Origin of the sequence: Sphingomonas humi, assembly GCF_039536725.1 — a bacterium.
Taxonomy (GTDB): Bacteria; Pseudomonadota; Alphaproteobacteria; order Sphingomonadales; family Sphingomonadaceae; genus Sphingomicrobium; species Sphingomicrobium humi.
Window position 1 is genome coordinate 757,318 of record NZ_BAAAZD010000002.1, and the last position, 25,505, is coordinate 782,822.

General features: G+C 66.0%; 29 protein-coding genes, 1 tRNA gene and 1 pseudogene. 13 read left to right on the forward strand and 18 right to left on the reverse strand.

What is annotated here, in order from left to right; all coding sequences use genetic code 11:
- The first annotated feature begins 13 nt into the window (after positions 1-13).
- The 3 genes from recO to ABD729_RS11580 are packed head-to-tail and all read left to right on the forward strand — an operon-like array spanning position 14 to position 1,471.
- Entirely contained in the window at positions 14-625 is a 612-nt protein-coding gene (gene recO / locus ABD729_RS11570) for a DNA repair protein RecO (RefSeq protein ID WP_344710431.1), read from the forward strand.
- A 19-nt stretch (positions 626-644) separates the two neighbouring features.
- Positions 645-1,034 carry a Co2+/Mg2+ efflux protein ApaG gene (apaG, locus tag ABD729_RS11575; RefSeq protein WP_344710433.1) on the forward strand — a complete coding sequence of 130 codons (390 nt, stop codon included), beginning with the start codon at positions 645-647 and terminating at the stop codon, positions 1,032-1,034.
- The gene (locus ABD729_RS11580) at positions 1,031-1,471 is read left to right on the forward strand and encodes a DUF488 domain-containing protein (protein ID WP_344711434.1); all 441 of its coding nucleotides are present in this window, start codon (positions 1,031-1,033) and stop codon (positions 1,469-1,471) included. Before apaG ends, ABD729_RS11580 begins: the two co-directional genes overlap by 4 nt.
- A gap of 260 nt (positions 1,472-1,731) precedes the next feature.
- Here the strand turns inward: ABD729_RS11580 and mtgA are convergent.
- The 5 genes and pseudogenes from mtgA to ABD729_RS11605 form a co-directional block, all read right to left on the reverse strand.
- Positions 1,732-2,451, reverse strand: a pseudogene (gene mtgA / locus ABD729_RS11585) (monofunctional biosynthetic peptidoglycan transglycosylase); the annotation flags it as partial.
- Between the two features lie 50 nt (positions 2,452-2,501).
- A complete protein-coding gene (locus ABD729_RS11590; protein ID WP_344710435.1) occupies positions 2,502-2,744 on the reverse strand; it encodes a hypothetical protein in 243 nt (80 codons plus the stop codon).
- A gap of 112 nt (positions 2,745-2,856) precedes the next feature.
- A complete protein-coding gene (locus ABD729_RS11595; RefSeq protein WP_344710437.1) occupies positions 2,857-3,372 on the reverse strand; it encodes a pyridoxamine 5'-phosphate oxidase family protein in 516 nt (171 codons plus the stop codon).
- 62 nt (positions 3,373-3,434) lie between these two features.
- Positions 3,435-4,142 carry an NYN domain-containing protein gene (locus ABD729_RS11600; protein ID WP_344710439.1) on the reverse strand — a complete coding sequence of 236 codons (708 nt, stop codon included), beginning with the start codon at positions 4,140-4,142 and terminating at the stop codon, positions 3,435-3,437.
- Between the two features lie 3 nt (positions 4,143-4,145).
- Positions 4,146-4,772 carry a carbonic anhydrase gene (locus tag ABD729_RS11605; RefSeq protein WP_344710441.1) on the reverse strand — a complete coding sequence of 209 codons (627 nt, stop codon included), beginning with the start codon at positions 4,770-4,772 and terminating at the stop codon, positions 4,146-4,148.
- 158 nt (positions 4,773-4,930) lie between these two features.
- Between ABD729_RS11605 and ABD729_RS11610 the strand changes: the two genes are divergently transcribed.
- From ABD729_RS11610 to ABD729_RS11625, 4 genes are read left to right on the forward strand one after another with little or no spacing between them, the layout of a single operon-like run.
- Entirely contained in the window at positions 4,931-5,263 is a 333-nt protein-coding gene (locus ABD729_RS11610) for a hypothetical protein (RefSeq protein ID WP_344710442.1), read from the forward strand.
- Positions 5,264-5,318: 55 nt separating this feature from the next.
- The gene (gene lipA, locus ABD729_RS11615; protein ID WP_344710443.1) at positions 5,319-6,254 is read left to right on the forward strand and encodes a lipoyl synthase; all 936 of its coding nucleotides are present in this window, start codon (positions 5,319-5,321) and stop codon (positions 6,252-6,254) included.
- On the forward strand, positions 6,251-6,703 hold the full coding sequence (locus ABD729_RS11620) for a nuclear transport factor 2 family protein (protein ID WP_344710444.1): 453 nt from the start codon (positions 6,251-6,253) through the stop codon (positions 6,701-6,703). The genes lipA and ABD729_RS11620 overlap by 4 nt, the downstream gene beginning before the upstream one ends.
- A complete protein-coding gene (locus ABD729_RS11625) occupies positions 6,703-7,161 on the forward strand; it encodes a type II toxin-antitoxin system RatA family toxin (RefSeq protein ID WP_344710445.1) in 459 nt (152 codons plus the stop codon). Before ABD729_RS11620 ends, ABD729_RS11625 begins: the two co-directional genes overlap by 1 nt.
- On the opposite strand, the gene ABD729_RS11630 is transcribed toward ABD729_RS11625, so the two are convergent.
- On the reverse strand, positions 7,122-7,625 hold the full coding sequence (locus ABD729_RS11630) for a CinA family protein (protein ID WP_344710447.1): 504 nt from the start codon (positions 7,623-7,625) through the stop codon (positions 7,122-7,124). The two genes, ABD729_RS11625 and ABD729_RS11630, sit on opposite strands and share 40 nt — an antisense overlap.
- A gap of 12 nt (positions 7,626-7,637) precedes the next feature.
- A complete protein-coding gene (locus tag ABD729_RS11635; protein WP_344710449.1) occupies positions 7,638-8,777 on the reverse strand; it encodes a bifunctional 2-C-methyl-D-erythritol 4-phosphate cytidylyltransferase/2-C-methyl-D-erythritol 2,4-cyclodiphosphate synthase in 1,140 nt (379 codons plus the stop codon).
- 50 nt (positions 8,778-8,827) lie between these two features.
- Between ABD729_RS11635 and dusB the strand changes: the two genes are divergently transcribed.
- From dusB to hflX, 5 genes are all read left to right on the forward strand, one after another.
- The gene (gene dusB / locus ABD729_RS11640; RefSeq protein ID WP_344710451.1) at positions 8,828-9,823 is read left to right on the forward strand and encodes a tRNA dihydrouridine synthase DusB; all 996 of its coding nucleotides are present in this window, start codon (positions 8,828-8,830) and stop codon (positions 9,821-9,823) included.
- Positions 9,824-9,915: 92 nt separating this feature from the next.
- Positions 9,916-12,165: a sensor histidine kinase gene (locus tag ABD729_RS11645; RefSeq protein WP_344710453.1), complete on the forward strand. Its 2,250-nt coding sequence runs from the start codon at positions 9,916-9,918 to the stop codon at positions 12,163-12,165.
- A gap of 1 nt (position 12,166) precedes the next feature.
- Positions 12,167-13,558 (forward strand): nitrogen assimilation response regulator NtrX, encoded by a 1,392-nt coding sequence (gene ntrX / locus ABD729_RS11650; RefSeq protein WP_344710455.1) that lies wholly within the window; start codon positions 12,167-12,169, stop codon positions 13,556-13,558.
- Positions 13,559-13,600: 42 nt separating this feature from the next.
- On the forward strand, positions 13,601-14,101 hold the full coding sequence (hfq, locus tag ABD729_RS11655; RefSeq protein WP_344710457.1) for an RNA chaperone Hfq: 501 nt from the start codon (positions 13,601-13,603) through the stop codon (positions 14,099-14,101).
- Positions 14,098-15,408, forward strand: a complete 1,311-nt coding sequence (gene hflX / locus ABD729_RS11660; RefSeq protein ID WP_344710459.1) for a GTPase HflX — start codon at positions 14,098-14,100, stop codon at positions 15,406-15,408. Before hfq ends, hflX begins: the two co-directional genes overlap by 4 nt.
- On the opposite strand, the gene ABD729_RS11665 is transcribed toward hflX, so the two are convergent.
- The 11 genes from ABD729_RS11665 to ABD729_RS11715 form a co-directional block, all read right to left on the reverse strand.
- Positions 15,405-15,857, reverse strand: coding sequence for a tRNA (cytidine(34)-2'-O)-methyltransferase (locus tag ABD729_RS11665; protein ID WP_344710461.1), 453 nt, complete (start codon positions 15,855-15,857; stop codon positions 15,405-15,407). The two genes, hflX and ABD729_RS11665, sit on opposite strands and share 4 nt — an antisense overlap.
- A gap of 1 nt (position 15,858) precedes the next feature.
- A complete protein-coding gene (mazG, locus tag ABD729_RS11670; RefSeq protein WP_344711436.1) occupies positions 15,859-16,578 on the reverse strand; it encodes a nucleoside triphosphate pyrophosphohydrolase in 720 nt (239 codons plus the stop codon).
- A 159-nt stretch (positions 16,579-16,737) separates the two neighbouring features.
- Positions 16,738-17,328 (reverse strand): retropepsin-like aspartic protease family protein, encoded by a 591-nt coding sequence (locus ABD729_RS11675; RefSeq protein ID WP_344710463.1) that lies wholly within the window; start codon positions 17,326-17,328, stop codon positions 16,738-16,740.
- Between the two features lie 8 nt (positions 17,329-17,336).
- Positions 17,337-17,927 (reverse strand): retropepsin-like aspartic protease family protein, encoded by a 591-nt coding sequence (locus tag ABD729_RS11680; RefSeq protein WP_344710465.1) that lies wholly within the window; start codon positions 17,925-17,927, stop codon positions 17,337-17,339.
- Between the two features lie 7 nt (positions 17,928-17,934).
- Positions 17,935-18,699, reverse strand: a complete 765-nt coding sequence (locus ABD729_RS11685) for an MBL fold metallo-hydrolase (protein ID WP_344710467.1) — start codon at positions 18,697-18,699, stop codon at positions 17,935-17,937.
- Positions 18,696-19,478, reverse strand: a complete 783-nt coding sequence (locus ABD729_RS11690) for a TatD family hydrolase (protein ID WP_344710469.1) — start codon at positions 19,476-19,478, stop codon at positions 18,696-18,698. Before ABD729_RS11690 ends, ABD729_RS11685 begins: the two co-directional genes overlap by 4 nt.
- Positions 19,478-20,983 (reverse strand): methionine--tRNA ligase, encoded by a 1,506-nt coding sequence (gene metG / locus ABD729_RS11695; RefSeq protein ID WP_344710471.1) that lies wholly within the window; start codon positions 20,981-20,983, stop codon positions 19,478-19,480. The genes ABD729_RS11690 and metG overlap by 1 nt, the downstream gene beginning before the upstream one ends.
- A gap of 224 nt (positions 20,984-21,207) precedes the next feature.
- Positions 21,208-22,182 (reverse strand): DNA polymerase III subunit delta', encoded by a 975-nt coding sequence (locus ABD729_RS11700; protein ID WP_344710473.1) that lies wholly within the window; start codon positions 22,180-22,182, stop codon positions 21,208-21,210.
- Complete coding sequence (gene tmk, locus ABD729_RS11705) at positions 22,179-22,799, reverse strand: dTMP kinase (protein WP_344710475.1); 621 nt, start codon at positions 22,797-22,799, stop codon at positions 22,179-22,181. Before tmk ends, ABD729_RS11700 begins: the two co-directional genes overlap by 4 nt.
- A gap of 7 nt (positions 22,800-22,806) precedes the next feature.
- On the reverse strand, positions 22,807-23,985 hold the full coding sequence (locus tag ABD729_RS11710) for a D-alanyl-D-alanine carboxypeptidase family protein (RefSeq protein ID WP_344710477.1): 1,179 nt from the start codon (positions 23,983-23,985) through the stop codon (positions 22,807-22,809).
- Between the two features lie 141 nt (positions 23,986-24,126).
- Positions 24,127-25,269 (reverse strand): lytic murein transglycosylase, encoded by a 1,143-nt coding sequence (locus ABD729_RS11715; protein ID WP_344710479.1) that lies wholly within the window; start codon positions 25,267-25,269, stop codon positions 24,127-24,129.
- Positions 25,270-25,412: 143 nt separating this feature from the next.
- Between ABD729_RS11715 and ABD729_RS11720 the strand changes: the two genes are divergently transcribed.
- Positions 25,413-25,502, forward strand: a tRNA-Ser gene (locus tag ABD729_RS11720).
- Positions 25,503-25,505 lie beyond the last annotated feature (3 nt).

Genomic DNA, 25,505 nt, shown 5'->3' on the forward strand with positions numbered 1-25,505 from the left:
CAAGGCTGACGTCATGCGGCTGACCACGCCGGCGATCATCCTGTCGCTGCGGGCCCACGGGGAGCATGGCGCCGTGGTGCGCATGCTGACGCCCGACCAAGGTCTTGTCGCGGCCTATGTTCGCGGTGCCCGCGGGCGGCGGATGCGCCCGGTGCTGGTTGCCGGCAACGCGGTAGAGGCGCGGCTGGCAGCCCGCACCGAGGCGCAGTTACCACAAGCGGAGGTGGAGCTCACCCGCAGCCGCGCCCCGTTGATGACCGAACCCTTGCCGGCGGCGGCAATTGTCTGGGCCACCGCGCTGACCGCCCAGGTCCTGCCGGAACACCAGCCTTATCCGGCTCTGTATCAGGGCCTCGACGGCCTTCTCGAGGCGGTTGCGTCCGCGCCGTCGGCGAGCGGGTGGGGGCCTGCCCTCCTTGCCTATGAAATACTGCTGCTGGCGGAACTCGGCTTCGGGTTCGAGCCTGACCTTATCGAGCGGGCGGCGGCCGATTGGCTTGCCGGCCTCACGCTGACGGGGCGCCGAATTCGCCGCGACCTGCTCGATCGCCCGGGCGATCCGGCGTGGGATGCGCGTGAACGCCTCACGCATCGCTTGCGCCGGGCCGCCGGACTGGTAGCGTGATCCGATGACAGTGTCGGCGATGGCCATCCTTTTCCCCCACGAGGCGGTCACCGGTGACGTCACGGTACGGGTCGCGGTGAGTTTCCTTGCCGAGCAATCGGCGCCGTCGAACGGGCGGTGGTTTTGGTCCTATCACATCCGGATCGAGAATAATGGCGAGGGCAGCGTGCAGCTGCTTGCCCGCAGCTGGACCATCACCGACGGCCGCGGCGCGGTGCACGAGGTGCGGGGCGAGGGCGTGGTGGGCGAGATGCCTGTAATCGCACCGGGCGCCGCTTATGACTATGTGTCCGGTTGCCCGCTTCCGACCCCGACGGGACGGATGACCGGAAGCTATCAGATGGTCGACGAGGACGGTCGTGCCTTCGATGCAGCCATCCCCAGTTTCGCCCTGGTTGGCCCGGTCTGACCGCGCCCAAGCTCTTTACCATCGGCTATGAGGCGACAACCCAGGCCGAATTCCTCGCGGCGCTGAAACGGGCGGGTGTGCGGCAGGTGATCGACGTCCGTGCGCTTCCGCTGTCGCGGCGACCCGGCTTTTCAAAGACGCCGCTGCGGCTGGCACTCGAGGAAGAAGGCATCGGCTATGTCCATTTGCGCGCCCTCGGGACGCCGCCGGACGGCCGCGAAGCCGCGCGCAAAGGCCGCACCGCCGAGATGGAACGCATCTATGCCGGGCAACTCGCCTTGCCCGAGGCGATGGCGGCGTCAGCGCAACTGGGCGAACTGGTGCGCGAAAAACCGTCGGCCCTGCTCTGCTTCGAACGGGAACCGAAGGGTTGCCACCGAAGCATGCTCATCCGCGAGGCGCTGCCCGACCTCGAGGTGGAGCACCTCTTTCCCTGAGTGACCTGTCAGGCGCCGTTGCCGTCCGTTTCTTGCGGGCTCGGCTCCGGTGGCGCGCCCGGGTCCGGGTCCGGGTCCGGGTCCAAAAGTGGCTCCGACACGGGCGGCGCAGGCGCGTCGGACGCAGGCGGAAGTTGTTCCAGCACTTCCTGCGGGGGCGGTGGCGGCGGTGTGCTGGTCTCGACGTCGGCGCCCGGCAAGGTCACCGGCTTCCTGCTCGGCGGCGGGGTGCGGTCCTTCGGTGCGGTCTGCCCGGCATAGACGCAGGCATCGAGGCCATCGCGCGCGACGATCCCGACGCGGGCCGAAATGCTGTTACCGTAGCGCTTGGTAAAGCCGCGCGGCGCGATTGCCTCCCGGCCCTTGGGTAATGGCAGGACCGCTGCAATCCTTGCGGCCTCGACCCGGGTCATCGCGCTCGCATCATGGCCGTAATAGCGCTGCGAACCGGCATTGACCCCGTAGGTCCCGATGCCGGTCTCCGCGACGTTGAGGTAAACCTCCATGATCCGCCGCTTGCCCCACAGCTGCTCGATCAGAAAGGTGAACCACGCCTCCAGGCCTTTACGGGCATAGCCGCCGCCTTGCCACAGGAAGGCGTTCTTCGCGGTCTGCTGACTGATGGTCGAGCCGCCGCGGATACGTCCGCCGCTTGCATTGCGCCGGGCAGCATCACTGATCGCGTCCCAGTCGAAGCCTGCATGCGAACAGAATTTGGCATCTTCGCCGCCGATGACGGCACGGACCATGTCCCGGTCGATCCTGTCGAGGCCCATCCACTCCCGCGCCGCGCCGCGTCCCGCGATCATGTCGCCCATCATCGTCGCGGTGATCGGCGGATTGATGAAGCGGTAGATCAGCACCCAGCCGACCGACAGCAAGACAAAGCCGACCAGCAGCTTGAGCAGGCCGCCGAGCAGACGTGAAGGAAGGGATCGGCCGCCTCGCCGGCCGAGCGAACGGGAAGTTGGCCGCGCCATGGCGGCGAGCTAGACTGAAAAGCGCACCGGAGGCCAGCCCCCGCGAGCAGTTACACTGTGGGGTTAGCGCCCTTCAGCCGTTCGGCGGCATCCTGATAGCCGCGGGCCATGCCCGTCAGCACGTCCGACGCCTGTTTGTCGGAAATTCCTGCAGCGAGCCTCCGGCAACGTTCAGCCTTGGCTGTCAACGTTGCGGAATCTTCGCTGGGATCGGGGAAATCGCCGACGCGGATATCAAATCCAATCTTCGGATCACTGGCCAAAGTACAAATCCACCTGAGCACACTGGTCACTACCTCCCGCTATGAGAGGTGGACACAGGAACGAAAGTCCCTGTGTCCGGTTCCGAACAGAAGCGTCTGACATACGTATGCGGATGCTCCCTGTTGCACAGGGAGCACAGTTTCAGAGGGCGACCTCGGCCTGATTTTCGCGCTGATGATCCTTGCCGGGGTCGCGTCCCAGCATCTTGAGTGCCGCGGCGACCAGGGTCGCGCCAGCCTCGGCCTTCCAGATTTCCGCCTTGCTGGTGTCGAATCGCAGGAGCTGCAGGTCAGGATCGTCCTTGCCGTCCTTGTACCAGCTGGCGATGAACGGGTTCCAGAACTTGTCCACGAGGGTCCGGTCTTCGACCAGTTCCAGCGTTCCGTGGATGTGCGCGAACAGGTCGTGGCCCTTCGCGACATAGGTGCAGACCACGCGATTGTTTTCCGACAGGCCCTTCACGATCGCTTCGGACTTGGCACCGAAGAAATAGATGTCGCCGCCGTCCTTGGTGTCGTCCTGCCAATCGACCTGCGCGGTCCAGGGGCGGGTACGGCTGTCCTCGACGCCCTGCAGGCCGATCATCACGAAGGGCGAGCTCTTCAGCTCTTTCCAGAAATCCTGCTTCAGTTCCTCGGCGCGCTCGGCATCAGCCACTTGGTCTCTCCCGTGAATTGGTTTCCACCGAAACGGGAGAGGGGGAGGAGGGTTCCTTCGCGCTAGCGGACCCGGCGCACCAGCAGGCCGCCGCCATCGGCTTCCTTGACCTGGAATTCGGGCATCGAGCGGACCAGTTCGGACAGGCTACGCGCGCCGTAGTTGCGCACCGAGAAGCTCAGCACTGCCTTCGCCCGCTGTCCGACCTCCGAAAGCGAGGCGAAACCTTCCTGGTCGCGCTTGCTCTGCTTCCACGCCGAACCGAGAGCTTTGAGCAATTCTTCCTCGACCGGTCGTGCTTCATGCTCGGGGTCCGTCGGTTCGCCTTGCTCCGCGCCTGCCAGCGCGGCGACGTCGAAGAAGCGGGTGCAGCTGTTCTGGAAGCTGACCGGCGTCTTGGCGGTGCCGAAACCGTAGACCGGAATGCCTGCCTCGCGGATGCGCTGCGCCAGGGGCAGGAAATCGCTGTCGCTCGACATGATGCCAAGTCCGTCGATCTGGTCGCGGTGGAGCATGTCCATGGCGTCGATCACCATCCGCATGTCGGTCGCCGACTTGCCCTTGACCACGTCGAACTGCTGGATCGGCTGGATCGAATGCTGCGTGGTCAATTGTCCCCAGCCCTTGAGCGCGGGCTTGGACCAATTGCCGTAGGCCCGGCGGACGTTGATCCCACCAAGCTCGCCCAGCACCAGGAGTACCTCGTCGAGATGGTCGGGCGAGGCATTGTCGGCATCGATCAGCAGGGCGATGTTGCGATCGCGGTCCATGGCTCAGGCGGCCTCCGGCACGGGCGCGAACTGCCCGGCCTTCTCGTCGAGCTCGTAGAGCGTTCCTTCGGCAATGGCGAACCAGCAGCCGTGCAGCTTGAGCCTGCCCGCGGCCTCGCGTTCGGCGACGAAGGGGAAGGTGCGAAGATTGTCGAGGCTGACCTTGACGCCCTCCAGCTCCAGCGCGTGCTGCGGATCTTCCGGGGCCTGCTCCAGCACCTTGTCGCGGGCGCTGTCGAGGAGGCCGATCCACTTGTCGATGAAGATTCGGTCAGGTTCGCCATGGCCGGCAAGCGCCGCGCTGATGCCGCCGCAGGCGCCGTGCCCCATGACGACGATATGCTTCACCTCAAGCTTGGTGACGGCAAATTCGAGTGCTGCCGAGACCCCGTGAAGCCCGCCGCCCTGCTCGAAAGGGGGTACAAGATTGGCGACGTTCCGGAGGATGAAGGCCTGGCCCGGGACCGTGTCGAAGATGGTCGCGGGATCGACCCGACTGTCGCAGCAGCCGATGATCATCACCGGCGGCTCCTGCCCCTCGGCCAGCGTTTCCCAGCGGCGGTGCTGGTCGCGATAGCCGCTGGAGCGAAAGCGGCCATAACCGCGGAGGAGGGCTGCGAATTCGGGCATGGACCGGGGCCTTTGTACAAATTGGCACAGGTTGGCGCCCGCCGGGCGCCTCCGGGTCGGCGGCTAGAAGAAGCGGCCGGGCTTGGCAATTGGGCGTTCATGGAACCTCGGCCGGGTCGCGGACGCTTTGGCCGGGTAAGATCTTTAGGAGACGACCCATGAAGAAGGTAATGATGACGGCGCTGGTCGCCAGCAGCATGTCGCTCGGCGCTTGCGCGACGACCGGTTACAACGATGGCTATTATGGCCGGAACAACGGCACCGCGACCCGCGCCGCCACGGGCGCTGCGGTCGGCGCAGCGGTCGGCGCCGGCGTCGGCGCGATCGTGCCTGGTGTTTCGACGGTTGAAGGCGCGGTTGCGGGCGGCATTGCCGGCGCGGTGCTCGGCGCGGTCGTGAATGGTCGCCAGTATTACCGCGATACCCGCGGCTATTGCTATTACGTCGATCGCAACGGCCAGCCGATCTACGACAACTCGACCCGCTGCTAGTCCATGGGCCGGGGAGGGGTGGCAGAGGCTGCCCCTCCTCGCTACATGGCGCGCCATGAACGCGCCCGCCGATCTGCCCGTCCCCAGCCCACCCCGGGTCCGCAAGCCCGACTGGATCCGGGTCAAGGCTCCTACCAGCGAAGGCTATGCCGAAACCCGGCGCCTGATGCGCAGCCTCAAGCTCGCCACCGTGTGCGAGGAGGCGGCCTGCCCCAACATCGGGGAATGCTGGACCAAGAAGCACGCCACGGTGATGATCCTTGGCGACACCTGCACCCGGGCCTGCGCCTTCTGCAACGTCAAGACCGGCATGCCGCGTGCGGTCGACCCGTTCGAGCCGCAGAACACGGCTATCGCCGCGGCCGAGCTTGGCCTTGAACATATCGTCGTTACCAGCGTCGACCGTGACGACCTTCCCGACGGCGGCGCCAGCCAGTTCGTCAAGGTGATCGAAGCGCTCCGCCGCGAGACGCCCAGGACCACGATCGAGATCCTTACCCCCGACTTCCGCAACAAGAGCGAGGAAGCGGTGGCCCGGATCGTCGATGCCGGCCCCGACGTCTACAATCACAATCTCGAGACCGTCCCGAGGCTCTATCCGACCATCCGTCCAGGCGCGCGCTATTATGCCTCCCTGCGGCTGCTAGAGAGCGTCAAGCGGCGCAATCCCGCCATCTTCACCAAGTCCGGCGTGATGGTCGGCCTCGGCGAGCAGCGCCTCGAAGTCCACCAGGTGATGGACGACATGCGGTCGGCCGACGTCGATTTCCTGACCATGGGCCAGTATCTTCAGCCGACCCCGCGCCACGCGACGGTGGAAGAGTTCGTCACGCCCGACGCCTTCAAGGCCTATGCCGCGATCGCGCGTGCCAAGGGCTTCCTACTGGTTGCCGCTTCGCCGCTGACCCGGTCGAGCTACCACGCCGGCGATGACTTCAAGAAGATGCAGGCGGCCCGGTCCGAACGCCTCAATCGCGGGCAGAAGGGATGATTCTGGCGGCGCTGACGCTGGCTTCGCAGATCGCCGGTCCTGAGGTCGCCATCCGCGCCGAGCGCCAGCGTTTGAACCAGGCCATCGCCGCGCACGATTGGGAGGCGATGAAGGGCTCCTTCCTGCCGGACTATACCATCCTGCCGGGTTCGAGCGGCCGGCCCTTCGACGTGGCCGCGTTTCGCGACCGGATCGGGCAGGGCTTTGCCGATCCGACCTTCCGTACGTATCTGCGGACGCCCGACAGCATCCGCATCAGCCGCAACGGAAAGCGCGCCAGCGAGAGCGGGCATTGGGTCGGGTCGTGGCGCAAGCCCGAAGGGGAGATGCGGCTGAGCGGCAGCTACCTAGCAACCTGGGAGCCTTCGGGCGGCGGATGGAAGCTCAAGAACGAGGCCTATGTCTCGCTCGATTGCACCGGCAGCAAGGTCTGCGCCGAGGTCTACTGATGCCGCGGCACAGCGAACAGCGCTTCCTTCCCTACACGCCCGAGCAATTGTTCGAGCTGGTCGCTGACGTGAAGCGGTATGATGAATTCCTGCCGTGGGTCACCGCGGTGCGCGTCCGCTCGTCGAGCGAGACCGAGATGGTGGCCGACCTGATCGTCGGCTTCGGCGCCTTCCGGGAGCGCTTCACCAGCCGGGTGAAGAAGGAACGGCCAAGCCACATCACCGTCGATTATGTCGAGGGACCGCTCAAGTTCCTGCACAATGAATGGCGTTTCGAGCCTGCCGACGGGGGCACGAACCTCGGCTTCACCGTCGACTTCGCCTTCAAGAACCGGATTTTCGAGGCGGTCGCAGGGCAGGTGTTCGACCGGGCGCTGCGCAAGATGACCAACGCCTTCGAGGAGCGCGCGAACGCGCTTTACGGCTCGAGCAATTCCAGCGCGCATAGCGCGGCCTGAAGCCTGATCCCGCTCCGCCCCGACGCGGTGTCGAAGCATTTGGTGTCGGCGACGATGCTCTCGTCCTCATGGCCGCGTTCGGCGCGGGCGAAGACCACGGTGCCGACCGGCTTGGCAGCGCTGCCGCCGTCCGGGCCGGCAATCCCGGTGATCGCCACCGCCACATCAGCCCCGGACCGGATGAGCGCACCCCGTGCCATCGCCCAGGCGGTGGCGACGCTGACCGCACCGAAGGTTCCGAGCACGTCCTCGGAGACGCCGAGCGCGGACATCTTCGCTTCGTTGGCATAGGTGACATAACCTGCTTCGAATACCGCGCTGCTGCCCGCCACTTCCGTCAGGGCGGCGCTGACCAGGCCGCCGGTGCAGCTTTCTGCAACGGCGATACGCCGTCCCGCGGCGCGGTTCTTGTCGATCACGCTGCGGGCCCGTTCGACGAGTTCGGCAGGAAGCAGCGAATCCATGGGCGCTTATCCTCAGGCGGGAAGGCGGATCGTAGCGATTGCAGACGCGGCTATACCTTCGCGGCGTCCGGTGAAACCCAGCTGTTCAGTGGTAGTCGCCTTGATGCTCACCGCGTGGAGGGCGAGGCCGAGAATGTCGGCGACCCGCGCCTGGATGGCGGCGCGGTGCGGTCCGACCTTGGGCGCCTCGCAGATGACGGTGCAATCGACATGGTCGATGATCCCACCGCGATTTCCGATCAGTTCAGCGGCGTGGACCAGGAAGCGATCGCTTGCCGCCCCCTTCCACCGCGGGTCCGAGGGAGGGAAATGCTGGCCAATGTCGCCCAGTGCCGCGGCGCCCAGCAGCGCGTCGGTAATCGCGTGGAGAACGACGTCGGCATCGCTGTGCCCGGCCAAGCCCTGCGGATGATCGATGGTGATCCCGCCCATGATCAGCGGTCCTGGTCCGTCGAAAGCGTGGACATCGAAGCCGGTTCCCGAACGGCTGACCATGCGAGCAGCAAGCATCATTTCGGCGCGTTCCCAATCTCTTGGCGAGGTAAGTTTATGCAGGCTCTCGTCACCGGCAACGGTTGCGACCTTGAGGCCGGCCTGCTGCATCACCGTGGACTCGTCGGTCGGCGCGCTGCTTCCCGCTTCTTCATAAGCGTAGCGCAGGTCCTCGAGGTGGAAGGCCTGCGGCGTCTGCACGCGCAGGATCTGAGCACGGTTTACCGTGCCGCGCAGCTCGCTGTCGCCCTTGGCCAGCGTGTCCGCTACCGGCAGGACCGGTACCGCGCCGTCGGCCTTCGCCAGCGCATCGAGCAGCCGATCGACGACCTCGGGCGGGCAAAAGGGGCGGGCGGCGTCGTGCACCAAAACCACGCCTTCGCCGATCGCGTCGAGCCCGGCGCGAACACTGTCGGCCCGCTCGGCGCCGCCGGTGATCAGCCCGCCGACATCCAGCCCGGCCAGGGCCTGCGCAGCCTCGTTCTCCTGGCCGTTGCCGATCACCACCCGCACGCCCGAAATCCTCGGATGCGCGATCAGGGCCTCGACAGCATGCCGGAGCAGGGGCTTGCCCGCGAGCAGCCGATATTGCTTGGGTGTCTCGGCTCCCATTCGGGTGCCGGATCCAGCGGCGACGATAAGGGCGGTGACGGTCTCCACGTCCCGCGCCTTGCCCGCTTGCGCCCGGTTCTGTAAAGGCGCGCGCTCCCATGGACAGCTACAAGCCAATCTCGATCGGCCCGGTCCGGATCGACGCGCCGGTGATCCTTGCGCCGATGACCGGCGTCAGCGACCTTCCATTCCGCAAGATCGTGAAGCGCTATGGCGCCGGCCTGACGGTGAGCGAGATGATCGCCAGCCAGGCCGCCATCCGCGAGACTCGGCAGAGCCTGCAAAAGGCACTGTGGGACCCGAGCGAGGAACCGGTCAGCCTTCAGCTCGCCGGCTGCAGCCCGACCGAAATGGCCGAAGCGGCGCGCCTCAACGAGCAGCGCGGCGCGGCGATCATCGACATCAACATGGGCTGCCCGGTCAAGAAAGTGGTGAATGGCGATGCGGGCTCGGCGCTGATGCGCGACCTGCCGCTGGCGGCTGCGATCATCGAGGCGACGGTCAAAGCGGTCAAGGTGCCGGTGACGGTCAAGATGCGCATGGGCTGGTGTCATGACAGCCTCAACGCGCCCGAGCTTGCCCGTATCGCCGAGGATCTCGGCGCGAAGATGATCACGGTTCATGGCCGCACCCGCAATCAGATGTATAAGGGCAGCGCCGACTGGTCCTTCGTCAGGCTGGTCAAGGAAGCGGTCAGCCTTCCGGTGATCGTCAATGGCGACATCAACAGCCGAGAGGATGCGCGCGAGGCGTTGGCGCAGTCGGGTGCCGACGGCGTGATGGTCGGCCGCGGTGCCTATGGCCGGCCCTGGCTGCTCGGCCAGATCCTCGCCGACCTGGCCGGAGGCGAACGCCCCGACCCGGGCATGGACGAGCAGCTGGCGGTGATCCTCGAACAGTATGACGCCATGCAATCGCTCTACGGGGCGCACACCGGCGTGAACCTCGCCCGCAAGCATATCGGCTGGTATACCAAGGGACTGCACGGATCGGCCGAGTTCCGGCAGAAGGTGAATACGATCGACGACCCCAAGCTGGTCGTCGCCATGCTGCGGGACTTCTACGCGCCTTGGCTGAGCAAAGCCGCGGCTTGACCGCTCGGGCTTCTGGAGCGCCGAAAGAAAGTTAACATCACCCGCCACAAACTGTGTTCTTTGCGCCACAAGTCCATGCTAGGGCGGTGGCGATGGATGCCCGAACGGCCGCTTCCAACCTCGATCAGCCCCCGAGCCTGAAGCGCTGGCTTGCGGCGGAGCGGAGCAATGGCCGCTTCTATCGCGTGATGGAGCTGGTGGCCGCGCTCGCCCTCGCCGTGATGCTGTCGATTAGCTACGCCAGCCTGGCGCAAGGCGATCCGACTCAGATGGCCTCGCCGCCGCTGATCGCCCTGTTGCTGGTCGCCAACCTCATCCCCGCCATTCTGCTGATGGTGCTCCTGACCCGCCGCCTCGCGGTCAAGCGGGCGGAGCAGGGCGGGCTCGGCACGGGGCTGCTGCACACGCGGCTGGTGGCATTGTTCTCGATCATCGCCGCAGTGCCGACGGTCCTGGTCGCCATCTTCGCGTCGTTCCTGCTTCAATCGGGGCTTGAGTTCTGGTTCTCGAACAAGGCGCGCAGCATGCTGGAAAACAGCGTGCAGATCGCCCGCACGACCTTTCAGCAGGAGGTCGATCGCGTCGGGCTGGAGACGGTCACCATGGCCGGCGATCTTCAGCGCGATTACCTTCCCCGGTTCGCGCTGGACGATGTCCGCTTTGCCGACGCCTTCGCGCGCTATCAGGTGCTTCCCCGCAATCTCAGCGAGGCGATCATCTTCACGGTGGGCGAGGATGGCGTCATCCGCACGCAGGTGCTGGTCAACCCCTACGACCGCCCGCTCGACCGCCAGATCAGCGCCGCCAAGCTGGCCGAACTTAACCAGGGCCGCGAATGGGTGGAGGTCAGCAGCCCCGATCGGGTCGGCGCGCTGACCCGGCTCGATAGCCGCACTCCGCTCTATCTATACTCGGCGCGCGTGTTCGAGCCCGCTTTGCGCGAGCAGATGAGCCGCGCAGACAGCGTTCTGACCGACTATCGCACGCTGCAGGAACGCGCGCGGGTTTATCAGCTGCGTTTCAACACGGCCTTGCTGCTGGGCGCCTTGATCATCGTTGGGCTTGCGATCTTCGTCGCCCTGCGGCTGGCCGATCGGCTGGTCCGGCCTCTGGGGGGCCTCGTGACCGCAGCGGGCCGGGTCGAGGAGGGCGACTTTTCCGCCCGTGTGGAGGTCGAGCGCAAGGATGACGAAATCGGCGTCCTCGCCGCTGCGTTCAATCGCATGACCGGCCGGCTCGAGGAACAGACCGGCGCCCTCAAGGCCGCCAACACGCAGCTCGATACGCGCCGCGCCTTTATCGAGGCGGTGCTCGGATCGGTCACGGCGGGCGTCATTGCGCTCGACGACGACCGCCGGATTTTGCTCACCAATCGCTCGGCCGAGGCCCTGCTGCAGCATGGCGCGGAAGGCATCGAGGAACGTGCCCTAGGCGAGGTCAGCCCGGAACTGGAAGAGTTCCTGTGCGGCGACCAGAGGGAGGCCGACGTACTGGTGCGCGCCGAGGGCGGGCAGCGCACGCTTGCGGTCAAGCGCGTGCGCTATGCCGACGGCTGGGTGCTGACCTTCGACGACATCACCGAGCAGCTTGCCGACCAGCGCCGCGCCGCCTGGTCCGACATCGCGCGCCGTATTGCCCACGAAATCAAGAATCCGCTCACCCCGATCCAGCTCGCCGCCGAACGCATCCAGCGCCGCTTCGGCAAGGAAGTCGAAAGCGATCCGGAAACCTTCGGCCGCCTGACCGAAACGATCATCCGTCAGGTCGGCGACCTGCGCCGGATGGTCGATGAGTTCAGCAATTTCGCGCGTATGCCGAAGCCCGTCTTCCGCGACGAGAATGTGCACGACATCGCCCGCACCAGCCTGTTCCTGCACGAGGTGGCGCATCCCGGCGTGACGTTCACGCTCGACCCGCCAGCGGGCGATATCCGCATGATCTGCGACCGCCGCCAGCTTGGGCAAGCGTTGACAAATGTTGTCAAGAACGCTGTAGAAGCTATTGAAAGCAGGCGAAATCGCGGTGAACATAGTCTTGAAGGCGATCGCGTGGGATTGCGCATCTGCAGCGACGCGCGGCAATTGGTGATCGACGTCAACGATACCGGTGTCGGCCTGCCCCACGACCGTGAGCGACTGACCGAACCCTATATGACGACGCGGGTCCGCGGCACCGGGCTCGGGCTCGCCATTGTCAAGAAGATCGTCGAGGAGCATGGCGGCGAGATTGCCTTCCTCGATCGCGCGGGCGGCGGCACCCACGTCCGTATCGCTTTCGACCTTGCCCGCCTGGCCTTGCTTGCCGAGGCGGCTGAACAACCCCAAGACGAGGAGCCTGCCTAGTATGGCGCTTGAAGTGCTGGTGGTCGACGATGAGGCCGACATCCGCGAGCTGGTCGCCGGCGTGCTCGAGGATGAGGGCTATGCGGTGCGCTCCGCGGCCAATTCGACGGACGCGCTCGAAGCGATCGAGAGCCGCCGACCGAGTCTCGTGCTGCTCGACGTGTGGCTGCAAGGCTCGCGGATGGACGGGCTGCAGTTGCTCGAGGAAGTGAAGCGGCGCGATCCCTCGCTGCCGGTGTTGATGATCAGCGGCCATGGCAACCTCGACACCGCGGTGGCGGCAATCCGCGAGGGCGCGATCGATTTCATCGAAAAGCCCTTCGAGGCCAGCCGCCTGCTTCATCTGGTGGGCCGAGCGACCGAGACCGATCGCCTGCGCCGAGAGAATGCCGACCTCAAGATGCGGATCGGGAGCGACGATCAGCTGAACGGCTCGTCGATCGCGATCAACACCGTCCGCGCCACGTTGAAGCGGGTGGCGCCGACCGGCAGCCGCGTACTCATCACGGGGCCTGCAGGCGTCGGCAAGGAGATTGCGGCCCGCACGATCCACAATTGGAGCACGCGCAACGGCGGCCCGTTCGTGACGGTCGCGGCCGCGCGGATGGACCCCGACCGGGTCGAGGAGGAATTGTTCGGCTCTGAAGGCGATGGCGTCGCGCGCCCCGGCTTCCTCGAGCAGGCGCACGGGGGGACCCTGTTCCTCGACGAAATCGCGGACATGCCGCTCACCACCCAGGGCAAGATCCTTAGGGTGCTCACCGACCAAAGCTTCACCCGGGTTGGGGGCCAGCGTCCGGTCAAGGTCGATGTGCGCGTGCTTTCCGCGACGTCGCGCAACCTGTCGGAAGAAATCTCTGCCGGTCGTTTCCGCGAGGATCTCTACTACCGCCTCAATGTGGTGCCGGTCCGGATCCCGCCCTTGCGGGAGCGGCGCGAGGACATTCCTGAACTGAGCGCCCATTATCTCGCGCGCTTCGCAGCCGAGCGGCGGATGCCGCCGCCAAATCTCTCCGACGAGGCGTTGGCCGCGCTTCAGGCGCACGACTGGCCGGGCAATGTCCGCCAGTTGCGCAACATCATCGAACGCACGGTGATCATGGCACCGAGCGATCGGCTGGGCCGGATCGATGTCGACATGCTTCCGACCGAGGTGCTCGATAGCGGCGGCTCCGGCGGGCTGAGTTCTGCGACCTTGTCGATCATGGGCTCACCGCTCCGCGAGGCACGGGAGAGCTTCGAGCGCGAATATCTGCGGGTCCAGATACGACGCTTCTCCGGAAACATCAGCCGGACCGCCAGCTTCATCGGCATGGAACGCTCGGCACTGCATCGCAAGCTCAAGGCCTTGGGACTGGGCGACAAGGGACAGAATGGCGAGGAGGAGCGTTAGTCCTTGCCTGACTAATCAGAATAATAAGAAGAACAGCAAACAATGCCGTCCAAGTCCCTAAGTTTGCAGGATCATTTTCTCAACAGCCTGCGCCGGTCGAAGACTCCGGTGACGATCTTTCTGGTCAAGGGCGTGAAGCTGACCGGCGTGATCACCTGGTTCGACGCCTTCTCTCTCCTGCTCCGGCGCGAAGGCGTGGCGCAGCTTATCTACAAGCACGCGATGTCGACGATCCTGCCCGCCGAACCGCCGACCGACATCGATCTCGCCAGCTTTCGCGGTGACGGGGTAGAGGAGGGCAGGGCGACGCTCCAGGACCTCTTCCTGGCCGCGGCCATTCGCGAACGCTCGGCGATGACGGTCTTCCTCGTCAATGGCGTCATGCTCCAGGGCGAAGTGGTGGCGTTCAACCGCTTCTCGATGCTGCTTGGCCGCGGAGCGCAGGTGCAACTGGTCTACAAGCATGCGGTTTCGACCATGCAGCCGGCGGTCTCCCTGTACCTCGGCGCGGCCGATCCCGATGGCGAGGAACTTGGCGCATGAGCACCGGCTTTGACCGCGCCGGCGGGGACGGGCTGAGGCGCGGGGAAAAGGCGCTGGTCGTCCTTCCCGACCGCAACAGCGAGACGAACGCGCGATCGACCGATGCCCGCCTTGACGAGGCCGCGGGGCTAGCCGAAGCCATCAGCCTCGACGTCACCGACCGCATCGCCTTCCGCATCCGTCAGCCGCGCCCCGCGACACTGTTCGGCAAGGGGCAGGTGGAGGAGATCGCCAGCCGCGCCGAGGCCGCCGAGGCCAAGGTGCTGGTGGTCGATGCCGCCCTGACGCCAGTGCAGCAAAAGAACCTCGAGGACGGGACCAAGGCCAAGGTCATCGATCGTACCGGATTGATCCTCGAAATCTTCGGAGAGCGTGCAGCGACCGCCGAAGGCCGCTTGCAGGTCGAGCTAGCCCACCTCGATTACCAGGCGGGACGGCTGGTCCGCAGCTGGACCCACCTCGAACGCCAGCGCGGCGGCTTTGGCTTCCTTGGCGGACCGGGCGAAACGCAGATCGAGGCCGACCGCCGCCTCATTCGCGACCGCATGGCCCGCATCCGCAAGGAGCTTGAGCAGGTGAAGCGCACGCGGGCGCTGCACCGCGACCGTCGCAAGCGCGCGCCATGGCCGATCATCGCGCTGGTCGGCTACACCAATGCCGGCAAGTCCACGCTGTTCAATCGCCTGACCCGCGCCACTGTTCTGGCCGAGGACCTGCTGTTTGCAACGCTCGATCCTACCTTGCGCGAGATCCAGTTGCCCGGCTTCGACAAGGCGATCCTTTCGGACACCGTCGGTTTCGTTTCGAACCTTCCGACCGAACTGGTCGCAGCCTTCCGTGCGACGCTTGAGGAAGTGGCTTCGGCCGACCTCATTCTTCACGTCCGCGATATCCATCACCCCGACAGCGATGCCCAGAAGGCCGATGTGGAGCAGGTGCTCGAAAGCCTCGGACTGGGCCTTGGCGAAGGGGAAGGGGGCCCGCAGCGGCTCGAAGTCTGGAACAAGGTCGACCTGCTCGAAGGGATCGACCGTGAAGCCCTGCTCAATGAGGCGGCAAGGCGCGAGGACGTGGTGACCGTCTCGGCGCTCAGCGGGGAGGGGACCGACCAGCTTCTGGCCCGTGTCGCCGCGCAATTGCGGGAAGGGGCCAGCGTACACCATCTGCGACTGCCCGCGGGTGACGGCCAGCGTCTCGCCTGGCTGCATCGAAGCGGCGAAGTGCTGGAAAGCCGCTCGGAAGGCGACGAGATGTTCATCGCGGTCCGCCTCACGCCTGAAAACTGGCAGCGCTGGCAGGCGCTCTAGGCGGGCAGTTTGCCGGTCTGCCTCAAGGCTTCGCCGACGGCGAGGGCGGCGGATGTCGCGAGATTCAGCGAGCGGACCTGAGGCCGCATCGGGATGCGCAGCTGCACCGCGCACTCGTCGGCGATCTCGGCCGGAACGCCCGCACTTTCCTTTCCGAACAGCAGGATGTCGGTAGGCGCGAAGACAATGTCGTAAGGCGATGCCACCGCCTTGCTGCTGAACAGGACAAGGCGGGCTCCTGCTCGCACCGCCTGAAACGCGGCCCAGTCGGCGTGTCGCGCCACCTCGACATGATCGATATAGTCCATCGCCGTCCTGCGCACACGGCGGTCGTCCCAGGCGAATCCCATCGGCTCGATCAGATCGACGGGCACCCCCATGCAGGCGCCCAGCCGCAGCACCGCCCCGACATTTCCGGCTATCTCAGGTTGATAGAGCGCGATCCGCATCTCAGCTGGCCTTGTGCGCGGTCCATAACCATTCCTGCTCGTCGAGGCTCATGTCGCTGAAGCCCGGGACGCTCTCGATTGCGCGGAAGCGGCGCTCGAACTTGGCATTGCCCTTGCGAAGCGCTTCCTCGGGATTGATCTTCAGAAACCGTGCGAGGTTGGCGACGGCGAAAAGCAGGTCGCCGACTTCCTCCTCCCGCTGTTCGTCGGTTTCGGCGGTGAAGATCTCCTCCAGTTCCTCGAAGATCTTGTCGCGCGGACCGCTGACGTCGGGCCAGTCGAAGCCGGTCCTCGCGGCACGCTTTTGCAGTTTTACCGCGCGTTCGAGTGAAGGGAGCGCAAGCGCGATACCTGCAAGAACGCTGGTGTCGTCGGCCTTGGCAGCGCGCTCCGCCGCCTTGATTTCCTCCCAGCGATGATGGCCGCCGGTCGGATCGTCACCAAAGATGTGAGGATGACGGCGCTCCATCTTGTCGCAGATGCCTTCCAGCACGTCGGAAAGCGTGAAGTGACCGGCTTCGGCTGCCATTTGCGCATGAAAGACGATCTGTAGCGCGAGGTCGCCCAGTTCGTCCTTCAGCTCGGCCAAATCGTTTCGCTGGATGGCGTCGGCGACCTCGTAGGCTTCCTCGATCGTGTACGGCGCGATGGTCGAAAAGGTCTGCACCTTGTCCCATTCGCAGCCTTGTTCGGGATCGCGCAGCCTCGCCATGACCGCCATGAGGCGACGAAGCGCTACTGAAGCATCTGGTTGCAGCGAATTGGTTGGATGCGTTTCCATGGGCTGACAATGGGGGCGTCGGAGAGCGGACGCAATCAGATCGAACCGCAAGTCTGATAATATGTATTATGTAAAGCTGTCCTTGGCAATCTCGCTTTCTTAGCTTTCAAGCACCAGCCAGCGCCCCTCGACACTCCACCGCTTGAGACTGGTCAGGTAATTCATGCCGAGGACGTTGAGATCGTCTCCATCGGCCACGAACATACCAACCCCGCGGCGCTCGATGCCGCCGACCTCGACCGTGTCCGCGGTTCCCGTGGCAACGCGGATCGTGCCGTTGCCGGTCCGCACGAGCTGATTGCGCTGGCCGCTGACCTTGATGCCGGCCAGCTCTGCGGTTTTCCGGCCGACCGTGGTCATCGTGGCACCGCTGTCGACAAGGAAATCGACCGGCACGCCGTTGACGTCGGCTTGCACCCAGAAATGACCGTCGACGGCGATCGGCACGCGAATGACGTCACCGTCAAGTTCGACCGGCCTTCCGGTTGCTTCGGCTTCCAGCCGCTGAGCGACGTAATGAAGGTCGTCGCGGAAGCTGAACACGACAAAACCGGCGCCGAAGATGACGATGAAGGCCAGCACCGACGTGATGCCCTTCGCGAATGCCGCGCGGCGGCCGATCAGTGCTCCGGCGACCAGCATTACCGCCATCAACAGATAGAGCCCGCCCAGTTGAAGATCGTTCGTCATCATAGCGTTCAGGGCCGCAGGATCAGGGCGTCGCCTTCGACGCCCCAGCCAGACAGGCTGGACAGGAAGTCCATACCAAGCACGTTGACGCCATCGTTCGGATTGATGTTGACCGACATGTCCGACCGCCGGATCGGACCGATCTCGAGCAAGCCCGCAGTGACCCGCGGCATGAAGACGTCGCCATTGGCGGTGCTGACGACGTTGCCGCGCATCCCGCGCTCGAGGTTGGCGGCTGCCGCAATACTGGCGGAGACGGTCGTGGTCGTAGCGCCGCTGTCGACCAGGAAGCGAACATCGCGCCCGTTGATCTTGCCATCGACCCAGAAGTGCCCGTCATCGCGCTTCGCAATCCGCACCGTTCCGCCGCTGACCTGCGGCGGCGCCTGGCCAAGCGCTTCGCTTTTCAGGCGGGTACCGATGGCCGAAAATTCACTGCGGAAAGCGAACAGCGCGAAGGCCACGCCGAAGATCCCGATCCAGGCGAACGCCATGCGGGCGGTCTTTCCGGCGCTCATCCCGCGGCCGATCAGGCTGGTCGCAACAAAAGCGATAATCGCCAGCAGGATCAAGGCGTTGGGCAGCTGATCCTGGTTCATTCGCGAATCACAACTCCAGTTCGAGCCCGTCATATGCGGGCTCTGCCCAATCAGGCAGCTCGGCCCTTAGTTGGGCATGGTCCATGCTGTTGTCGAGGTGCGTCAGGACGAGGTGGCCGACCTGCAGATCGCGCGCCCATCCGAGCACCGCGTCGAGATGCGCGTGGGTCGGGTGAGGCCGTCGCCGCAGGCAGTCAGCAATCCAGATGTCCGCGCCCTGGTAAAGTGACGCCATGGCGTCCGTCAGCTGAACGAAGTCGATGGCATAGACGAGGCTGCGCTCCGCTTCGTCGAAGCGGATACCGAGGCTGGTAATGCGGCCGTGTGGCTGGTCGACGAAACGGACGCGGGTTCCTTCGATCAGCCATTCATCGTCGATGACGTGGGATACGCACACTGCTGGATAGAGCGGATTGCCCCGGAACAGATATTCAAAGCGCGGGACGATGCGCTCGACCAACTCGGCCCGGCCGTAGACTGGCACTTGGTCGCCGCGGTTGTGCGCGACCTGCCGCAGATCGTCGAGGCCGTGGATGTGGTCAGCATGATCGTGGGTCAGGAGAACACGATCGACCTCCCCCACCCCGGCCGTGTTGAGCTGTTCGCGAAGGTCGGGCCCTGTATCGATCAGCAGGCGCTGGCCACCGATCGTTGCCAGTGCCGAGGCGCGCAGGCGCCGGTTCCTGGGCTCGGACGGATCGACGCTGCCCCAGTCATTGCCGATCCGCGGCACGCCCGAACTGGTGCCGGAGCCGAGGATCCTCAGTTTCACGGTGCGGGCCGCGCCTTGTCGAACAGGCGGAAGAAATTGGCCGTCGTCGTCTTCGCAAGCTGCTCCGGCGATTGGTCACGCAGGCTGGCGACGAAGGCGGCCGTATCGGCGACGAAGGCCGGCTCGCAGGTTTTGCCGCGGTTGGGTACGGGCGCCAGAAACGGACTGTCGGTTTCGACCAGCAGCCTGTCTTCGGGAATGGTCCTGGCGACTTCCTGCAAGTCCCTGGCGCTCTTGAAGGTCACGATGCCCGACAGCGAGATGAAGAAGCCGATTTCCAGCCCGCGATCGGCCAGCCATTGGGTGCCGGTGAAGCAATGGAGGACGCCTTTGACGCCTCCTTTCGCGGCCTCTTCGGCGAGGATGGCGGTGGTATCCTCTTCCGCGTCGCGGGTGTGGATGATCAGCGGCAGATCTGCCTGCCGGGCCGCGTCGATCTGGGCCCGGAAACGGGCTTTCTGGCTGTCGCGGTCCGACTTGTCATAGAAATAGTCGAGGCCGCATTCGCCGATCGCCACTACCCTGGGATGAGCGGCGGCGTCGACCAAGGCCGCAGTGCCAAGGTCGGGGTGAGCATCCGCCTCGTGCGGGTGGACGCCGATCGATGCCCAGACGTCGTCGTGGCGTTCGGTCGCGGCGACAACCTCGGCCCATTCGCGCTGGCGGGTCGAGATGTTGAGAAAGCCCTCTACCCCGCGGGCGCGGGCGCGGGCGAGGACTTCGCCTTCGTGCTCGACCAGGCCGGGGTAATTGAGGTGGCAGTGACTATCGATCAGCATCAGGCGGGCTCGTCGGTCTGGACCAGTTCCAGCCGCGGGAAGATCGGCTGGGGCGGCGCGAGGCGGCCGGCGGCTCTTCCCTCTTTCAGATAGGCGGCGAGCTTCGCGATCGAGCCTGGGACGATAGGCTCGACCACCGTTCCGAGCCGCTCCACGACGGCGGCGAGCGTGCCGAGCACCTCGGCCATCCGTGCCGGATCGGTCTTGCGCAGCGCCCAGGGGGCCTGCGCGTCGACGTAGGCGTTGGCGGCGAAGACGGCGGCCATCCAGGCTTCGAGCCCGGCCGAGAAGTCGTATTCGGCGAAGCGGGTTGCAGCGCTTTCTTCGGCTTCGAGCACTTTGGCGAGCAGTGCCGCGTCGTCGGCGGCAGTGCCGGCGGGAGGGACCAGGCCGTCGAGGTTCTTCACGATCATCGAGAAGGTGCGCTGCGCGAGGTTGCCAAAGCTGTTCGCCAGCTCGGCGTTGCAGCGGGTGACGATGGCTTCGTCCGAATAGCTGCCGTCCTGCCCGAAGCTGACTTCGCGCATCAGGAAGTAGCGCAGCGAATCGACGCCGTAGGTGTGGGCTAGGTCCATCGGATCGACGACATTGCCCAGGCTCTTCGACATCTTCTCCCCGCGGGCGAGGAGGAAACCGTGGCCGAACAGGGCCTTGGGCAGCGGCAGCTTGGCGCTCATCAGGAAGGCGGGCCAATAGACCGCGTGGAAGCGGACGATGTCCTTTCCGATCAGGTGGAGATCGGCGGGCCAGAAGCGGTCATATTCGGCGCGGTCGTCGGGAAAGCCGACCCCGGTCATGTAGGTCGTGAGCGCGTCGACCCAGACGTACATGACATGGCCCGGTGACCCGGGGACCGGAACGCCCCAGTCGAAGCTGGTGCGGCTGACCGACAGGTCCTTGAGGCCCCCTTCGACGAAGCGGACGATCTCGTTGCGGCGGCTTTCCGGGCGGATGAAGTCGGGGTGCGCTTCGTAATGGGCAAGCAGGCGGTCGGCATATCGCGAAAGGCGGAAAAACCAGCTTTCCTCGACGGTCCATTCGACCGGGGTGCCCTGGGGCGAGAGTTTCTCGCCGACAGCCCCCTCGATCAGCTCCTTTTCGTCGTAATAAGCCTCGTCGCGGACCGAATACCAACCTTCGTAGCGGTCGAGGTAGAGGTCGCCGCTCGCCTCCATCGCCTTCCACAGGGCGATGCTGGCGGCGTGGTGGCGTTCCTCCGTCGTGCGGACGAAAGCATCGTAGCTGATCGCAAGTTCATCGCACATCGCCCGGAAATGGCCGGACATTTCATCGGCAAATTCAAGCGTGTCGCGACCCTGCCCGCGCGCGGTCTGGACCATCTTGAGGCCATGCTCATCGGTGCCGGTGACCAGCCGCACGTCCCGCCCGCGGGCACGATGCCAGCGCGCGATGACGTCGGCGGCGATCGCTTCATAGGCGTGGCCGATGTGCGGACGGCCATTGGGATAAGCGATGGCGGTGGTGATGTAGAAAGGTTCGGACATGTGGCCGCCGCTCTAGGCGAGCTTGCGGCAAATCGGAAGTGGAGGCCGGAGGACGCGGACTGGGCCGGCAAGGTCACGAAGTTGACGAAGTTGACGGGGTCAGGGGTGCGCCCACCCGCCGGATTTCCGTAGCGAAAGCCCAAGAGCCTCACGCTGCAGAGAATACCAGAAGACGAACCCATGTGGTTAGGCTGACACGCCGAATCCTACATGGCAAGGGCGGATCAGCCGGCGACGCTGGCCATGATCGTGCCGAGCGCAAACACCGTCGAGGCGGGATCGAGCGACAGGCGTGGAGCAAGGGTCGCGGTTTCGCGGGCCCGTTCATAGGCTTCGGCGGCGCGGAGGCGGCGCGGGCCTTCCGCCTTGCGGGCCTCGGCGGCGAGCAGGGGCGGGATGAGGTCGAGAAAAGCCGCGTAGCGCGGGGCGGCGGCCTTGAGCGCGAGCGCAGAAGCAAGACGGGAACGACGGCTGTTGTCGGGATCGCCCTGGCGCATGATGGCGACGGCTTCCTGCGCCAGCGGGGTGAGGTCGAGCGACGCAAAGTCGAGGGCGCGGCCCGCCGATCCGCTGGCGAGGGGAATGAGGCGCGCGCGGTCGGCAGCCGAGAGGTCTGGCCGTTCGGCCGACAGGATGGCTTCCATCGCGGCATCGTCGAGCGGGCCGAATTCGAGCCGGCGGCAGCGCGACCGGATGGTCGGCAATAGTCGCCCGGGCGAGTGAGAAACGAGCAGGAACAGGCTCTTGGCGGGAGGTTCTTCAAGCGTCTTGAGAAGTGCCTGCTGCGCCTGCGGTTCAAGTTCGTCCATGCAATCGATGATCGCCACCCGCCAGTCGCCAAGGCTTGGCGCGACGGAAAACAGGTCCTGCAGCTTGCGGACCTGCTTGATGGTGATGCTGCGGCGAAGTTCGCCCTTCTTCTTGGGATCGTCGTGAAGCTCACGCTTAACCAGCCGGAAGTCGGGATGGCTCCCGGCCTCCATCAGCCGCACCATGCGGTGATCGTCGGGCGTTTCGAGACCGGGGAGGTCGACGGGAGGGCCACCGGCCTCGGCCAACATCCGGCGGGCGGCGGCGCGGGCAAAAGTCCCCTTCCCCACTCCGCGTGGGCCGGCCAGAAGCCAGGCATGATGGAGGCTGCCGCTGTCCATCGCATCGCGGAAGGCGGCGACGGCACGGTCCTGGCCGAGCAACGTCAAAGCAGGTCGTCCAGCGCTGCCAGCAGCCGGGCGGTGACGTCAGCCGGTGTGCCCGAGGCGTCGATCAGGCGAACCCTATCGGGCTCAGCGGCGGCAATGTCGCGGAAGGCCTGTTCGACCCCCTGGTGATAGGAAGCGGGGCGGCCGCCGATGCGATCGGCCGCGTCACCATCACGCGCCCTTGCCCGCTCGGCGCCCTCAGGGTGAAGGAGCAGCAGGGTCCGGTCGGGGAACCATTCTTCGATCCCGAAGGCATTGATGGCGCGCACCGCTTCGATGCCGAGGTCGCCGGCGCCGCCCTGATAGGCAAGGCTGCTGTCGATGAAGCGGTCGGAGATGACCCATTTGCCGGCCAGCACCGCGGGGCGGACCAGCTTGTCGACATGGTCGGTGCGGGCAGCGGCGAACAAAAGGGCTTCGGCGGGCGCGCTCCAGCGGTCTTCGCCGCCTTCGAGGAGCAGGCGGCGGATTGCCTCGGCGCCTTCGCTGCCGCCCGGTTCGCGGGTCGTGACCACGTCAATTCCGCGCGCGCCGAGGGCATCGGCAAGCGCGCGGAGCTGGGTGGTCTTGCCGACCCCCTCCCCGCCTTCGAGCGTGATGAACCGGCCGCGCGTCACGCCCGGGTCACGCCATCCCCACGAGCTGCTTCAGACCGAGCCAGAGGCGGCCAAAGAAACCCGCTTCCCCAACCGCTTCGGCGGTGACCAGCGGCATGCGCTGGACGGTGCCGTCAGGCGTGGTGACGATCAGTTGCGCAACCTCGGCGCCCTTGGCGAGCGGCGCCTTCAGCGGACCGTTGTAGGCAATCCTGAGCTTGGGATCGCCGCCGACCGAACCGGCGGGATAGGTGACGGCGATGGCGCGAGGAGCCACCAGCTGGACAGTGCTGGCGTCACCGAGCTGGACCTCGGCAGAACCAACCGCGGCATTGGCGGCGAACAGGGGCTTGGACTGCCAGGCGTTGAACCCCCAGTTCATCAGCTTGACCGATTCCTCGATGCGGCTGTTGAAGCTGCCGAGACCAGCGACGACCATGATCAGGCGCCGGCCGCTCTGTTCGGCCGAACCGGTAAAGCCGTAGCCGGCTTCCTCGGTGTGGCCGGTCTTGAGCCCGTCAGCGCCGGGGATCTTGCCGAGGATCGGGTTGCGGTTGGCCTGGGTGATATCGGCGCCCGAGCCCATGGTCTTGCCCCAGGTGAAGGTCGGCTGGCCGTAGAACTGCTTGTAGAGCTTGGGATGGCGCTCGATCGAGGCGCGGGCGAGCCTGGCGAGATCGCGGGCGGTGACGACGGTGCAGCCTTCGTCGGGCCAGCCGTTGGAATTGCAGAAGCGGCTGCCGGTCATGCCGAGCTTCTTCGCCAGCGCATTCATCTGAGTCGCGAAGGCCTGTTCGGTCCCGCCGAGGCATTCGGCGACGACCACCGAAGCGTCGTTGCCCGACAGGGTGACGATGCCGTGAAGCAGGTTTTCGAGGCTGACCTGTTCGTTGGGCGAAAGGAACATGGTCGAGCCGGCGGCGGGGCCGTGCCATTTCTGCCAGGTCGCGGGCTGGACCGTGCACATCTTGGACAAGGGGACCTTGCCGCTGTCGATCAGTTCAAAGGCGACCTCGGTGGTCATCATTTTGGCCATGGAGGCCGGGGGCATGGGGGTGTCGGCACCCTTGTTGAGGAGCTCGGCGCCAGACGACAGGTCGAGGAGATAGGCGACGCGCGCAGGGGTCTCGAACGGCGGGGCGGCCGCGACGGCGGCGCTTGCGGCGGTGGCGAGGAACAGGGCGGCGAGGATGCGGGGGCGATTCATGCTGAGGGTGGTAGCCTCCCCTTCCCCGCTCGTCATCCGGGGTTGGGCCGCGATCCCGCTATTTTGTTGGGGTGGGCCGACGAATGGAGCCCGGTGGGCAGACCGGGGTGATGTCTGGCTGACGGGCTTTAGTGAACGGTCTTAGCGCCCCGCCGCGATGCGGTCGGCGAGGAGGCCGACCGAGAGCGCGTAGAAGTTGGAGCAATTGTAATCGAGGATCGCGCGGTAGTTGCCGGTGAGGAGGTAGGCGGTGGCCTGGCTTCCGTCGGGCTCGATCAGGGTGGCCATTTCGGTGTCGGGCAGGCTCTGGCCGGTGGGCTGGACGCCGAGGCTGCGCCATTCGCGCATGGTGAGCCAGCGGCTGTGGCGCTTGAACACCTGCGGGCAGCGCGGGGGCACCAGCGTGGTGCGAAGCGCCGAGCGGTCGAGCGCGGCGGGAACGCTGACGGGGATGCCCCAGTGGACCCCGCGCTTCCACCCGGCATCCTGCAGGTAGGCGGCGATCGAGGCGAGGCCGTCCATCTCGCTGCCCCAGATGTTGGCCGTGCCGTCGCCGTCGCCGTCGGTCGCCAGGCGAAGGACGTTGGAGGGCATGAACTGGGGGTAACCCGTGGCCCCCGCCCAGCTGCCCTTCAGTCGCTCGCGCGGGGTGCCGCGGTCGAGGAGGCGGAGCGAGGCGATGAACTCTTCCTCGAAGAACTGGCGGCGGCGGCCTTCGTAGGCGAGGGTCGCGAGCACTTCCGCCAGATCGAAATTGCCGGTGATCCGGCCGTAGCTCGTCTCATGGCCGAAGATCGCCATGACGACCTGCGGTTCGACCCCGAAGCGCTGCTCGAGCCAGGCGAGCTGGGGCGCGTAGGAGCGGAAGCGGGCGGCCCCGCGCGTGATGAGATCGGTGGTGACATGCTCGGCGCGATACGGCGCGAAGGGCGGGATGTAGCTGGAATTGGGCGGCCCGCCGGGCTGCGCGCGATCAAGCGCGATGACGCGGGCATTCTGGCGGAGCGCAGGAATGACGGCCTGGATGGTGGCTTCGCGCACGCCGGCGGTGCGGGCGGCGGCGATCAGGCGCTGCTTGTAGGCTTCAAAGCCGCTCGGCTGGGTGGGCGCCGTGACGACCGGCTGAAGCATCGGCTGTGCGACGGGCACGGGCGCGGCGCGCTGGGCCGACGCCGGGGGGCGATCGGGCAAGGGCGCGAGGGGGTCGCGTTCCTGCATCGCGCTAGCCGGGGTCAGGGCAAGCGCGGCAAGGCAGACGAGCGACGAGCTCCACCGAAATGCCACCTTGCCTGATCCCTCCCCTTCCATGGCGCTCCAACGCGTGGGCGCCTTTGGCTGTTCAGCCGCCTTGCGCCAAGCTGTCCCGAGGGTCTAGGCGGCGCAAGCTGAACCGGGGCCGACTTTGGACGCCGCGGGACGAAGCGACCGGATGGGTGGCCGAGTGGTTTAAGGCAGCGGTCTTGAAAACCGCCGTGCGGGGAACCGTACCGTGGGTTCGAATCCCACCCCATCCGCCAGCG